Origin of the sequence: Phycicoccus mangrovi, from assembly GCF_018729305.1 — a bacterium.
Classification (GTDB): Bacteria; Actinomycetota; Actinomycetes; order Actinomycetales; family Dermatophilaceae; genus Phycicoccus; species Phycicoccus jejuensis.
This window is the reverse complement of record NZ_JAHHWP010000018.1, coordinates 96,815-109,384: the sequence shown is the minus strand read 5'-3', so window position 1 is coordinate 109,384 and position 12,570 is coordinate 96,815. Positions and strand designations below refer to the sequence as shown.

Here is a 12,570-nt window from a genome sequence, read left to right as displayed (position 1 = left end):
ACCAGCCTACGGGCCCGCGGCAAACCGGTTCGGAGCACCCCGACGCCCCTGTATAGCCTTGGCGCCATGGCTGCCCCCACCTCCGTCGTCGACACCGTCGTCTCCCTCTGCAAGCGCAGGGGCTTCGTCTTCCCGTGCGGCGAGATCTACGGCGGGACGCGGTCGGCCTGGGACTACGGGCCGCTCGGCGTCGAGCTCAAGGAGAACATCAAGCGGCAGTGGTGGAAGAGCACCGTGACGAGCCGCGACGACGTCGTCGGCCTCGACTCCTCGGTCATCCTCCCGCGCCAGACGTGGGAGGCCTCCGGCCACGTCGCGACGTTCTCCGACCCGCTCGTCGAGTGCCTCTCCTGCCACAAGCGCTTCCGGGCCGACCACCTCCAGGAGGCCGTCGCCGAGAAGAAGGGCATCGAGAACCCCGACGACGTCCGGCTCGCCGACGTCGCCTGCACCAACTGCGGCACCCGCGGCCAGTGGACCGAGCCCCGCCAGTTCTCCGGCCTGCTCAAGACCTACCTCGGCGTCGTCGAGGACGAGTCGGGCCTGCACTACCTCCGCCCCGAGACCGCGCAGGGCATCTTCCTCAACTTCCTCAACGTCATGCAGTCCGCGCGCCGCAAGCCGCCGTTCGGCATCGCCCAGACCGGCAAGAGCTTCCGCAACGAGATCACGCCGGGCAACTTCATCTTCCGCACCCGCGAGTTCGAGCAGATGGAGATGGAGTTCTTCGTCAAGCCCGGTGAGGACGAGGAGTGGCACCAGTACTGGATCGACGAGCGCACCCGCTGGTACGTCGACCTCGGCATCGACCCGGACAACCTGCGGCACTACGAGCACGCGCAGGAGAAGCTGAGCCACTACTCCAAGCGCACCGTCGACATCGAGTACCGCTTCCGCTTCGCCGGCAGCGAGTGGGGCGAGCTCGAGGGCATCGCCAACCGCACCGACTTCGACCTCACGACGCACAGCAAGCACTCGGGCACCGACCTGGTCTACTTCGACCAGGCGAGCGGCGAGCGCTACACGCCGTACGTCATCGAGCCGGCGGCCGGCCTCTCGCGCTCGCTCATGACCTTCCTCGTCGACGCGTACACCGAGGACGAGGCCCCGAACACCAAGGGCGGGGTCGACAAGCGCGTCGTGCTCAAGCTCGACAAGCGCCTCGCACCGGTCAAGGCCGCCGTGCTGCCGCTCTCGCGCAACGCCGACCTCTCGCCGAAGGCCCGCGACCTCGCCGCGACGCTGCGCCGGAACTGGAACATCGACTTCGACGACGCCGGCGCCATCGGCCGCCGCTACCGTCGCCAGGACGAGATCGGCACCCCGTTCTGCATCACGGTCGACTTCGACACCCTCGAGGACCACGCCGTGACCATCCGCGAGCGCGACACGATGACGCAGGAGCGGGTGGCCCTGGACCAGGTCGAGGGCTGGCTCGCCCAGCGCCTCGTCGGCTGCTGACGCGGGTCGAGAGGGGCTGACCGACCGTGCCGGCCGTGCTGGGCGACATCGCCCTCGTCGTGGTGTTCGTCCTCGTCGGCGGCGTGTTCGCCGGGACGGAGCTCGCGCTCGTGTCGCTGCGCGAGAGCCAGCTCGTCCAGCTCGAGCGGCAGGGCGGACGGGGCGCGAAGGTCGCCAGCGTCGCCCGCAACCCCAACCGCTTCCTCGCGGCCGTCCAGATCGGCGTCACGTTCGCCGGGTTCCTCTCGGCGGCGTTCGGCGCGTCGACGATCTCGCCGTACCTCACGCCCGTGCTCGAGGGGTGGGGGCTGCCGGAGGGCGCGGCCGCGACGGTCTCGCTCGTCGGGCTGACCGTGGCCATCGCCTACGTCTCGCTCGTGCTCGGCGAGCTCGTGCCGAAGCGGATCGCGCTCCAGCGCTCGACCGCGGTGGCGCTGCTCGTCGCGCCGGCGGTCGACCGGTTCGCCGCGCTGATGCGGCCGGTCATCCGGCTGCTGTCGGTCTCGACCGACGGCGTCGTGCGCCTGCTCGGCCTGGACCCCAAGGCCTCCGGCGAGGAGATCTCGGAGGAGGAGCTCCAGCACCTCGTCACCTCGACCGACGCGATTCCCGCCGACCGGCGCGCGGTGCTCTCCGAGGTCTTCAGCGCGTCCCAGCACACGATGACCGAGGTGATGACGCCGCGTCACGAGGTCGCCTTCCTCGACGCCGACCTCGGGCTCGCCGAGGCCGTCGCCGAGGTCGCGGGTCGGCCGCACTCGCGCTACCCCGTCATCGGCAGCGACTTCGACGACGTGCTCGGCTTCGTCCACGTCCGCGACCTGCACGAGGCGTCCGGCGGCGACGCGCGGACGGTGCGCGACGTGACGCGGCCCATCGTCGCGCTGCCCGGCACCAACCGGCTGCTGCCCTCGCTCACCACGCTGCGGCACGAGCGGGCGCACATCGCCGTCGTCGTCGACGAGTACGGCGGCACCGACGGCATCGTCACGCTCGAGGACCTCGTCGAGGAGCTCGTCGGCGAGATCTGGGACGAGCGCGACGTCGTGCCGCGCGAGGCCGTCGACCCCGACGGCGAGGTGCTCGACGCCCGCTCGACGCTCGAGGAGTTCGCCGAGCGCACGGGGGTCGAGCTGCCCGACACCGGCGCCTACGAGACGGTCGGTGGCTTCGTCCTCGCGCAGCTCGGGCGGGTGGCGGTCGCCGGAGACCGGGTCCCGGTGCAGGACAGGGTCATCGAGGTCCTCGACGTCGACGGCCACCGCATCGGCCGGGTCCGCCTCCTGCGCCCCACCTGACCCGGTCGTTCCTTCCTCACCTCCCGCGAACGCGTGTGAAACCGCCGGGGAAGCCCGGCGGTTTCACACGCGTTCGCGGTGAGCGGGCTCAGTCCTCGTCGCCCCAGGTGGCCCAGACGGACTCGGCCTCCTCGACGCGCCCGGCGCGGTCGAGGGCCCGGGCCAGGGCCGCCGCGACCTCGACCTGCTCCTCGCGCATCCCGGCCTCGCCGAGCGCGTCGAGCGACCCGCGCAGGACGGGCTCGGCCTCGGCGAGCCGGCCGGCCTCGGCGAGGAGGACGCCGCGCTCGGCGTGCAGGACGAGCGCGAAGTCGCCGCCGACGAGCGCCGCCGCGGCGTCGAGCCGGGCCAGCGCCTCGTCGAACCGGCCGGCGCCGGCCAGGACGTGGGCGCCCTCGCGCAGGACGTCCGGCTCGAGGACCTCGGCGTCGAAGGGCTCCTCGCCGTGCCGCTCCTCGGGTAGCCGGGCGGCGAGCACCGCGACGTCGGCGAGCACGGCGTCGAGCGCGGCGAGGCCGCCGTCGACGTCGCCGGACTCCGCACGCACCGCGGCCCGCGAGCGCAGCGCCTCGAGGAGCAAGGGGAGGGTCTCGCTGCGGCGGGCCAGGGCGACGGCCGCGTCGAGGTCGGTCGCGGCGACGTCGAGGTGGCCTCCGTCCCAGGCCGCGGTGCCGGCGCGGTAGCGCGCGTGGCTTGCCTCCTCGATCCGGCCCGCGTCCTCGAACGCGTCGCCGGCGACGACGAACGCGCCGCGCGCCGGCTCCCACGCGCCGAGCGCGAGGGAGGCGTTGCCGAGCGCCCAGGCCGTCGGCCCCACGAGCTCCGGTGCTCCCCGCCGCACGACGGGCAGGGCGGCGGCGAGCAGCTCCACGGCCTCGGCCGGCCGACCCTGCTCGACCCACGCGAGGCCGAGGTGCCGCTGGGCGACGGCGAGCGAGACGGGGTCGCGCAGCCGCACCGCGAGGGCGAGGGCGTCCGCGGCGCGCGGCTCCAGGCCTTCCCAGTCGGCGCGGTCGACGAGCAGGTCGCACCACGCGAAGAGGACGGCCGTCCGCGCGCCGTCGGGGACGCCGGGTGCGGCGGCCGCTCGCGCGTAGAGGCGGTCGGCGGCCTCGAGGTCCCCGGCCGCGCGGGCGACCCGGGCGCGCAGGTCGAGGACCTGGACCTCGAGCACGGGATGCCCCGCCGCGAGCTCCCCGGCGGCGTCGAGCAGCCGGTGCCCGGCCGGGAGATCACGGGCGAGGACGAGGGGGGTCGCGTCGAGCAGGCAGAGGGCCCGGCGGGCCGGCTGGCCGAGGCCCGCGTACGCGTCGGCGGCGCGCAGCAGGTGGTCGGCGGCATCGGCGGGTCGTGCCGAGAGGGCGTACCAGCGACGGCTCGCCGCAGCGGTCTCGGACCAGCCGCGCGCCTCCAGCGCGTCGAGCGCGTCGAGGACGCGGCGCTGCGCACGCTGCACCTCGGGGGCGCCGGCGCCGAAGGAGGCGGCGGCCTCGCGGGCGTCGAGGACGAGCAGCTCGCAGCGGGCGTGCGCGACGCCCTCGTCGTCGAGCCCGCGCCCGGCCGCGGCGAGCGCCTCGTCGAGGCGCAGGCGCTCGCGCACCGGGTCGCGCAGCAGGTGCACGGAGCTGCGGTCGAGCAGGGCCGCCGCGGCCCGGTGCGCCGGCTCGGAGAGCAGCGGCAGCGTCCGCTCCCGCGTCTCGAGCCAGCCGTGGAGGAGCCGCTCGAGCGCGGGGTCGAGGGTGCGGCGCCAGTCCCGGGCCCGCTGGGCCAGCGCGACGACCTCGCCCCCGCTCGCGGCGGCGCGCTGGCGGCCCTGCCGCCCACCCGGCGGCAGCGGCAGCCGGGTGGGCGGCAGGGCCGGACCGGGGTAGACGGCCCGGTCGTCGTGGGCCCGCTCGAGGGCCGCTCGGTCCTCGTCGTCGGCGCAGAGCCCGCGGGCGAGGTCGTCGAGCCGGGTGCGGGCGGCGTCGACGTCGTCGTGCGCGACGCGCGACGGCACCATCCCGAGGCGCATGCCGTGGCCGAGGGTCCAGGCGGCGGACGCGGCGAGCCATCGGCGCTCGGTGGGGTCGCTCAGCGCCTCGACGCGGTCGACGCGCGGCAGGAGGAGGTCGAGGGCCCGGTCGGTGTTGCCCATGAGGACGACGGTGCGCAGGCACGCGGCGAGGCCGACGCCGTCGTTTGGTGTCGCGGCGAGCACCGGCCAGGCCGCGCGCCAGCCCGCGACGGCGGTGTCGAGGTCGCCGGCTCGGGCCGCGGCCTCGGCGTCGAGGGCGCTCGCCCGCGCCCGGTCGACCTCCGCGCGGTCGGTGCCGAGCCGGACCTGCGATGCCTGCGCCATGGGCTCGATGCAACCAGATCGGTGCGACGATGTCGCGAGGAGGTGGCGGATGTCGGGCGAGGAGGCCGGGCGGGCGGCGGCGCGAGCCGGGTTCGCGGAGTTCGCCTCCGCCCACGAGGGACTCGCGGTCCGCTCGGCCGTGCTCGTCTGCGGTGACGCGCGGGCGGGGGAGCGCGTCGCGCTGGAGGCGCTGACCGCCGTCGCGCGCGACTGGGCCGTCGCCCGCGAGGAGGGACCCGAGGCCGCCCTGCGCCGGGAGCTGCACCGCCGGGCCGTCGCGGCCGCCGAGCACCGACCGGCGCACGACGGGGACCTCGAGCCGGTCCCGGTGCCGGACGACGCGGGGGACGCCGTCGAGGCCCGACGCGCCTCCGTCCGACGGGTGCTCGCCGCGCTCACCCCGCGGCAGCGCTCGGTCGCGGTGCTCACGTGGCTGGAGGACCGCCACCCCGGTGACGTCGCGACCGTCGTCGGCCGTCCCCTCGAGGACGTGCACGCCGACCTCGACACCGCCGAGGACGCCCTGCGCGGCGCCTCCGTCGGGGTGGCCGGTGACGACGCCCGGCCGTGGGCGCTGCTCGCGCTCGTCGCCGACGAGGTCGAGGAGCCGCCGCTCGCCGCGGCCGCGGAGGAGACCGCGGTACGGAGCCGGCGGGTCCGACGGCGCGGCGCGCTGCTCGGGGGAGCGGTGCTCGTCGCCGGCGCGGCGGGGGCGGTGGCGCTCGGCGGCGACCCCGAGCCGCCGGCGCCCCGCCCGAGCCCGACGACGAGCGAGGGCGACGGGCGCCTGACCCGCCTCGAGGTCGCGGGGATCGGGGTCTACCTCGCCCCCGTCGACGAGGAGCTGCTGCCGCCCTACCCCGACGCGCCGGAGCTGGCCCTGCCGGGGCGGCTCGGCCCGGGCACCGACCGCCCGCTCGAGCTCCTCTCGGCAGCGGGCTCGAGGGCGTCGGTGCGCGCCGCGTTCCTCGTCCAGGTCGAGCCCGCCCGCTACCAGCCGGTCCTCTTCCTGCCGCGGCAGACGCCGGACGGACTCCTCGTGCCGATGGCGCCGCTGCGCCCCACCGCGGACACGGCCGGCGCCCGTGGGGTCCCGCTCGGGCCGCGCACCATCGACACCGACCGGCACCGGCTGGTCTTCGCGCAGCCGGGTGCTGTCGTCATCCTCGAGGTGCGCAGCGCCAGGACCTTCCGCATCCCGGTGCGCGACGAGAACCTCGTGACCGCCGGGTGGGCCCCCGACGGGCACACGGTCGTCGCGACGAGCAGCACCGGCCGGTGGCTCGTCGACACCCGGCGCGGGACGGTGGTGCGGGCGGGGGGCGAGGTCGTGCCGGGCTGGGCCGACATCGGGGTCTCGGGAGGGCGGCCGATGATCCGCACGTTCTCCGGCGCCGGTCGCCTGCTCTCCTTGCGCTCGCTCGACGGCCCGGAGATCGACGCGTACGGCGAGGCCATCTCCAACATCGAGGGATGGGCGTGCCGCGCGACGTTCTTCGGCGCCTCCAACGCCACCCTCGGCCGGATGCAGGGACTGATCGCGGCGCAGTCCGACGTGCGCCCGCAGCCGCGCATCCTCGCGGCCCCGAACGACGCGCCGCTCTTCGCCTACCGGCCGCTCGGGTGGGGCCCGCGCGACACCGTGCTGCTCGAGTCGCGCTCGGTCGGCCGGTTCGGGCCGGTGCGCCGGCTGCTGGCGTGGGACGTCATCGAAGGACGGATGTACCGGGTCGCCGAGCTCGACGCGGTCGAACGCTACTCGCCTGACGCACAACCGTTCACCGGGGCCTGGGCGCTCTGACGCGCCCAGGGGCTCAGGGGGTCGGGCCGGTCGCCCGTGGCCGCGACGGGTCGGCGATCCAGCCGCTCCACGACCCGACGTAGGGCACGGCGTCGATGCGGACCTCGTGCAGCGCGAGGGCCATCTGCGCGGCCGTCACGCCCGAGCCGCACGACGTGCCGACGGGGGTGTCGCGGTGCACGCCGGCCGCTGCGGCGACCTCGCGGATGCGCGCCGGCGGCAGGAACGTCCCGTCCGCGGCGAGCATCTCGGTCATCGGCAGGTTGACGGCCCCGGGTACGTGGCCGGCCTCGGGGTCGATCGGCTCGACCTCGCCGCGGTAGCGCTCGGGGGCGCGCACGTCGAGGAGCACCCCGTGGCGGGCCATCGCGGCCGCGCCGTCGGCGTCGAGCACCGGCACGGACCCGGCGCGGACGACGAGGTCGCCCGGCTCCGGCGACGGCACGTCCGTCGTGACGGGCTGCCCGGCGCACTGCCAGGCCGCGAGGCCGCCGTCGAGGACGCGCACCTGCGGGTGCCCCGCCCAGCGCAGGACCCACCACGCGCGCGCCGCCGAGAGCGACGTGCGCTGGTCGTAGACGACCACGGCGTCGTCGTCGCCGACCCCGCACGCCCGCAGCGCGGCCTGGAGCACGTCGGGGTCGGGCAGGGGATGGCGCCCCTGCGCGCCGGGCGGGCCGGCGAGCGCGGTGTCGAGGTCGAGGAACGGAGCCCCCGGCACGTGGCCGGCGGCGTACAGCTCGCGCCCGGGCGTCCCGGTCAGCGCGTACTGGACGTCGAGGACGCGGACCTCGCCGCGGGCCAGCGCGGTCGCGAGGTCGTCGGCGGTGATGAGGGCGCTCACCCGGCCATCCAACCACCGGTCCGCGGCGTCGGGCGGGTGCGCGAGGATGACGTCGTGCCTCGTCCCGTCCGGCTCGTCCTCGTCCACGGCTCGCAGCTGAGCCACGCGATGTGGGCCCGCTACGAGGCCTTACTCGGCCCGGACGTCGAGCTCGTCCTGCCGGACCTGCCGGCGCACGGGGCCCGCCGCGGCGAGCCGTTCACCTGGGACGGCGCGCTCGCGGTGATCGGGGAGGCCGTCGAGGCCGGCGATCCCGACGTGCCCGTCGTCCTCGCCGGTCACAGCCTCGGCGGCTACCTCGTGATGGCCTGGGCCGCACGGCATCCCGACCGGCTTGCCGGGCTGGCGCTCCTCGGGGCGTCGGCGGTGCCGGCCGGCCCGGGCGCCGCGCTGTACCGCGCGATCGCCGGGGTCGAGCAGCGGCTGGGCGCCGACCGGATGTCGCGCGCGCTCGACCGGCAGTTCGACACGATGCTGCCGCCGGCGTTCGCCGCGCTGCTCAAGGAGGCCGGCTACGGGTTCGACGGCATCCCCGCCGCGTGGGCCGGCGTCATGGGGGAGTGCCGCCCCTCGATGCTCGCCGAGGTCACCGCGCCGGTGCTGCTGATCAACGGGCAGCTCGACCAGCTGCGCGTCGACGCCCGGCGCTTCCGCCGTGCCGCGCGCTCGGCCCCGTGGGTCCACGTCGTCACGGTGCCGCGTGGGCTGCACGTCTTTCCGCTGACGCACCCGGCCGAGACGGTCGCGGCCCTGTGGGAACTGGTCTCCTGGGCCCGGCGCGAGTCCGTGGGCGACGAGGTCAGCGAGCGTCCAGCGCCCTGACCCGCCGCACGCCGGCCGTCAGCCGGTACGAGGTCTCGACGAGCTCGGCCACCTCGTCCCAGTCGGTGCCGGCGTCCAGGTCGAGCCCGAGCCATCCCGACGGCCCGAGGTAGGCCGGCACCCACACGCGCGGGTCGTGGAGGAGCGCCTCGCGCTCGGCGGGGTCGGGGAGCACGAGCACCGCCTGCTCGTGGCTCTCCCAGGTGCCGTCGACGCGCCGCGAGCCCCCGAAGTACGCGAAGACCATGGTTGTGAAGAACGCCGGGTGCCCGTGGCTGACCTTCTCGGCGGCGTCCGGCAGCGCGAGCGCCACCGCACGCAGACGGTGCAGCAGCGGGTCGTCCTCGTCGAACATCGGCGGGTGCGCCATCGCGTCACCGTAGCCGCCGATTCACGCATCCCGCCCTCCCTCGGTGACAATGGACGGCGCCATGACCGCCACCACCGCCCCCACCACGCCCGCTCCCGTGCTGCCGCCGCTGCGCATCGGGAAGCACGTCGTCGAGTCGCCCGTCGTCCTCGCGCCGATGGCCGGCATCACCAACCGCGCCTTCCGGCGGCTGTGCCGCGAGTACGGCGCGGCCGGGCTCGAGGCCGGTGGGGCGTCCGGGGCGACGAGCCTCTACGTCGCCGAGATGGTCACCTCGCGCGCGCTCGTCGAGCGCACCCCCGAGACGATGCGCCTCATCTCGCACGACCCGCAGGAGCAGCCCCGGTCGGTGCAGCTGTACTCGGTCGACCCCGCGACCGCCGGCCTGGCCGCGCGGATGCTCGTCACCGAGGACCGCGCCGACCACATCGACCTCAACTTCGGCTGCCCGGTGCCCAAGGTGACGCGCAAGGGCGGTGGCTCGGCGCTGCCGTGGAAGACCGACCTGTTCCGCGGCATCGTCCGCGCGGTCCTCCGCGAGGCGGCGCCGTACGACGTGCCGGTGACGGTCAAGATGCGCATCGGCATCGACGCCGACCACGTCACCTACCTCGACGCCGGGCGCATCGCCGAGGCCGAGGGCGTCGCGGCCGTCGCGCTGCACGGGCGCACCGCCGCGCAGTCGTACTCCGGGCAGGCCGACTGGGAGGCGATCGCGCGCCTCAAGGAGGCCGTCACGACGGTGCCGGTGCTCGGCAACGGCGACATCTGGTCGGCCGAGGACGCGCTCGAGATGGTCCGGCGCACCGGCTGCGACGGCGTCGTCGTCGGGCGCGGCTGCCTCGGGCGTCCGTGGCTGTTCACCGACCTCGCCGCGGCGTTCGCCGGGTCCGACTACCGGGTCGAGCCCGGTCTGCGCGAGGTGACGTCGGTGCTGCGTCGGCACGCCGAGTACCTCGTCGACTTCTACGACGGCGACGAGCTGCGCGGCTGCCGCGACATCCGCAAGCACATCGCCTGGTACCTCAAGGGCTTCCCGGCGGGCTCGACGGTGCGCAACCAGCTGGCGCTCGTCGACTCGCTCGCCGCGCTCGACGACCTCATCGCGACGATGGACCTCGACGCGCCGTGGCCGGGGGAGCCGGCCGAGGGGCCGCGCGGCCGGGCCGGCTCGCCCCGGGCCGTCGCGCTGCCGGAGAACTGGCTGCTCTCGCGCGAGCTCGACGACGCCCAGCGCGCGCAGGTCGCCCAGGCCGAGCTGTCGGTCTCCGGAGGCTGAGCCCGGGTCCGGCTGCGCGTCAGGCGCGGTCGGTGTCGCGGCCGAAGACGCCGACGGCGATCCAGGCCAGGGCCACGACGACGCCGCCGATCGCGGCGTAGCCCTTGGGGGCGCCGTCTTCGAAGAGCGCGAAGCTCGCGCCGTAGAGCAGCGTGATGGCGAGGGCGGCGAACGAGAGGTAGCGGCGGTTCATGCCTTCGACCCTACGGGCGGCCCCGTCGCGGCCGGGTCCACCGGGAGGTGGACCGGCGGGTCCACCGCCGGGTCCACCGCCCGGCCGGTGGGGCGCCACACCCGGAAGCTCCCGCGGCACGCAGGGGCTGCGCGGCGGCGTGGGAGGTCCTGCGTGCCGGCTCGGGGCTGCGCGGTGTCGGTGGGGCGCGGCAGGATGGCCCGCGTGAGCGAGTCGACGGGGACCCCTGGTGGCACGGCCGAGCGGCCGGCGCTGTTCTTCGCGGACGCCGCCGAGTTCGGGCGCTGGCTCGCCGCGCACCACGACACCGCGCCCGAGCTCTGGATGGGGCTGTGGAAGAAGGACTCCGGCCGCGGGGGCATCACGTGGGCCGAGGCCGTGCGCGAGGCGCTCTGCTGGGGCTGGATCGACAGCCGCGCCGAGCGCATCGACGACGAGGCCCGCCGCCAGCGGTGGACCCCGCGCCGCAAGGGCAGCACCTGGAGCGCCGTCAACGTCCGCGCCGTCGAGGAGCTGACGGCGCAGGGCCGGATGCAGCCGAGCGGCCTCGCCGCCTTCGCCCTGCGCCGCGAGGACCGCACCGGCACCTACTCCTTCGAGCAGCCCGCGGCCGTCCTCACGCCCGAGCAGGAGGCCGCCCTCGCCGCCGACCCGGCGGCCGCCGCGTTCTGGGCCGTCGCGACCCCCGGCTACCGCAAGATCGTCACGCACTGGCTGCAGGACGCCAAGCAGCAGGCCACCCGCGAGAAACGGCTCGCCGAGCTCGTCGAGGACTGCGCCGCAGGCCGGCTCGTCAAGTTCCAGCGCTACGGCACGCCGCCGTCCTGGGTGGCCCGGGCCGCTGCCGCCGCCGAGGCGGCGCGCGGGTCGTAGGCTCCGGCGGGTGACCTACTCCGCGCACGACCGTGAGCGCTGGGTCGCCGAGGACCCGGCGCAGAAGCGCTCGGACCGCGACGACTTCGCCCGCGACCGGGCCCGCCTCCTGCACTCCTCGGCCCTGCGACGGCTCTCGGCCAAGACGCAGGTCGTCGCGCCGTCGTCCGACGACTTCGTGCGCAACCGGCTCACCCACTCGCTCGAGGTCGCCCAGATCGGCCGCGAGATCGGCGCCGCGCTCGGCTGCAACCCCGACGTCGTCGACACCGCCTGCCTCGCGCACGACCTCGGCCACCCGCCGTTCGGGCACAACGGCGAGTCGGCGCTCGACGCCGTGGCGGCGGGCATCGGCGGGTTCGAGGGCAACGCCCAGACCCTGCGGCTGCTGACCCGCCTCGAGGCCAAGCGCTCGCACGCCGACGGCCGTCCGGCCGGGCTCAACCTCACGCGGGCCAGCCTCGACGCGACGACGAAGTACCCCTGGCGGCGCGGCGACGGACCGACGCCGACGACCAAGTTCGGTGTCTACGACGACGACCTCGACGTCTTCACGTGGTTCCGCGCCGACGCCCCCGCGGGCCGCCGCGCGTTCGAGGCCGAGGTGATGGACTGGGCCGACGACGTCGCCTACTCGGTGCACGACGTGGAGGACGCCATCGCCTCGGGCTGGCTCGACCCGCGCCGGCTGCGTGACGGCGCCGACGTCGACGCCGTGCTCGAGGTCGCCGGGCGCGTCTACGAGCCGGGCCTCGGCGCCGACGTCCTCGGCGCCGCGCTCGAGCGCGTCCTCGCGACCGGGGCGGTGCCCGAGATCCACGACGGCTCCCGCGCCGCCCTCGCCGCGCTCAAGGACATGACCTCGCGGCTCATCGGCCGGTTCGCCGTCGCCGTCGAGGTCGCGACCAGGGCGGCGCACGGCGACGCCGCCCTCGCCCGCCACGGCGCGACCCTCGTCGTGCCGCCCGAGGCGCGGGCCGAGTGCGCGGTGCTCAAGGCCGTCGCCGCGCACTACGTGATGCTCGCCGCCGAGCGGGTCGCCGTCTACGAGATGCAGCGCGAGGTCGTCGCCGAGCTCGTCCACGCGTACCGCACCGACCCCGCCCGGCTCGACGCCGACCTGCGCGCCGACCACGACGCCGCGAGCGACGACGCGGCCGCCCTGCGGGTCGTCGTCGACCAGGTCGCGTCGCTGACGGACGTCCGCGCGCTCGCGCTGCACCGGGCGTGGTGCCGCCGCCCGACGGCCTGACGCCGGCACGACCTAGACTCGGCAGCGGACGAAGGG

The 12,570-nt window shown here is 76.0% G+C and carries 11 protein-coding genes; 7 read left to right on the top strand and 4 right to left on the bottom strand.

Annotated features, from left to right (window positions below):
• The first annotated feature begins 66 nt into the window (after positions 1-66).
• Positions 67-1,461 (top strand): glycine--tRNA ligase, encoded by a 1,395-nt coding sequence (locus KMZ30_RS16725; protein WP_215514332.1) that lies wholly within the window; start codon positions 67-69, stop codon positions 1,459-1,461.
• Between the two features lie 26 nt (positions 1,462-1,487).
• Positions 1,488-2,759, top strand: a complete 1,272-nt coding sequence (locus KMZ30_RS16720) for a hemolysin family protein (RefSeq protein ID WP_215514331.1) — start codon at positions 1,488-1,490, stop codon at positions 2,757-2,759.
• An 88-nt stretch (positions 2,760-2,847) separates the two neighbouring features.
• Here KMZ30_RS16720 and KMZ30_RS16715 read toward each other — a convergent pair whose 3' ends face one another.
• Positions 2,848-5,100 (bottom strand): hypothetical protein, encoded by a 2,253-nt coding sequence (locus KMZ30_RS16715; protein WP_215520076.1) that lies wholly within the window; start codon positions 5,098-5,100, stop codon positions 2,848-2,850.
• Between the two features lie 49 nt (positions 5,101-5,149).
• Here KMZ30_RS16715 and KMZ30_RS16710 point away from each other — a divergent pair, with 49 nt between their 5' ends.
• Entirely contained in the window at positions 5,150-6,901 is a 1,752-nt protein-coding gene (locus KMZ30_RS16710; RefSeq protein ID WP_215514329.1) for an RNA polymerase sigma factor, read from the top strand.
• 13 nt (positions 6,902-6,914) lie between these two features.
• On the opposite strand, the gene KMZ30_RS16705 is transcribed toward KMZ30_RS16710, so the two are convergent.
• Complete coding sequence (locus KMZ30_RS16705; protein ID WP_215514328.1) at positions 6,915-7,745, bottom strand: sulfurtransferase; 831 nt, start codon at positions 7,743-7,745, stop codon at positions 6,915-6,917.
• A gap of 54 nt (positions 7,746-7,799) precedes the next feature.
• Here KMZ30_RS16705 and KMZ30_RS16700 point away from each other — a divergent pair, with 54 nt between their 5' ends.
• A complete protein-coding gene (locus KMZ30_RS16700) occupies positions 7,800-8,567 on the top strand; it encodes an alpha/beta fold hydrolase (protein WP_215514327.1) in 768 nt (255 codons plus the stop codon).
• Here KMZ30_RS16700 and KMZ30_RS16695 read toward each other — a convergent pair.
• Positions 8,545-8,937 (bottom strand): MmcQ/YjbR family DNA-binding protein, encoded by a 393-nt coding sequence (locus tag KMZ30_RS16695; RefSeq protein ID WP_226903319.1) that lies wholly within the window; start codon positions 8,935-8,937, stop codon positions 8,545-8,547. The two genes, KMZ30_RS16700 and KMZ30_RS16695, sit on opposite strands and share 23 nt — an antisense overlap.
• A gap of 61 nt (positions 8,938-8,998) precedes the next feature.
• Here KMZ30_RS16695 and dusB point away from each other — a divergent pair, with 61 nt between their 5' ends.
• The gene (gene dusB, locus KMZ30_RS16690; RefSeq protein ID WP_215514326.1) at positions 8,999-10,216 is read left to right on the top strand and encodes a tRNA dihydrouridine synthase DusB; all 1,218 of its coding nucleotides are present in this window, start codon (positions 8,999-9,001) and stop codon (positions 10,214-10,216) included.
• A gap of 19 nt (positions 10,217-10,235) precedes the next feature.
• On the opposite strand, the gene KMZ30_RS16685 is transcribed toward dusB, so the two are convergent.
• On the bottom strand, positions 10,236-10,409 hold the full coding sequence (locus KMZ30_RS16685; protein ID WP_215514325.1) for a hypothetical protein: 174 nt from the start codon (positions 10,407-10,409) through the stop codon (positions 10,236-10,238).
• 204 nt (positions 10,410-10,613) lie between these two features.
• Here KMZ30_RS16685 and KMZ30_RS16680 point away from each other — a divergent pair, with 204 nt between their 5' ends.
• Positions 10,614-11,282: a YdeI/OmpD-associated family protein gene (locus tag KMZ30_RS16680; RefSeq protein WP_372447533.1), complete on the top strand. Its 669-nt coding sequence runs from the start codon at positions 10,614-10,616 to the stop codon at positions 11,280-11,282.
• A 10-nt stretch (positions 11,283-11,292) separates the two neighbouring features.
• The gene (locus KMZ30_RS16675; RefSeq protein ID WP_215514323.1) at positions 11,293-12,534 is read left to right on the top strand and encodes a deoxyguanosinetriphosphate triphosphohydrolase; all 1,242 of its coding nucleotides are present in this window, start codon (positions 11,293-11,295) and stop codon (positions 12,532-12,534) included.
• Positions 12,535-12,570: the final 36 nt, after the last annotated feature.

Bases quoted from the DNA above. Each gene is read 5' to 3' on its own strand.
- KMZ30_RS16725 (WP_215514332.1), top strand. From the start codon at position 67: ATGGCTGCCCCCACCTCCGTCGTCGACACCGTCGTCTCCCTCTGCAAG.
- KMZ30_RS16715 (WP_215520076.1), bottom strand. From the start codon at position 5,100: ATGGCGCAGGCATCGCAGGTCCGGCTCGGCACCGACCGCGCGGAGGTC.
- KMZ30_RS16710 (WP_215514329.1), top strand. From the start codon at position 5,150: ATGTCGGGCGAGGAGGCCGGGCGGGCGGCGGCGCGAGCCGGGTTCGCG.
- KMZ30_RS16695 (WP_226903319.1), bottom strand. From the start codon at position 8,937: ATGGCGCACCCGCCGATGTTCGACGAGGACGACCCGCTGCTGCACCGT.
- dusB (WP_215514326.1), top strand. From the start codon at position 8,999: ATGACCGCCACCACCGCCCCCACCACGCCCGCTCCCGTGCTGCCGCCG.
- KMZ30_RS16685 (WP_215514325.1), bottom strand. From the start codon at position 10,409: ATGAACCGCCGCTACCTCTCGTTCGCCGCCCTCGCCATCACGCTGCTC.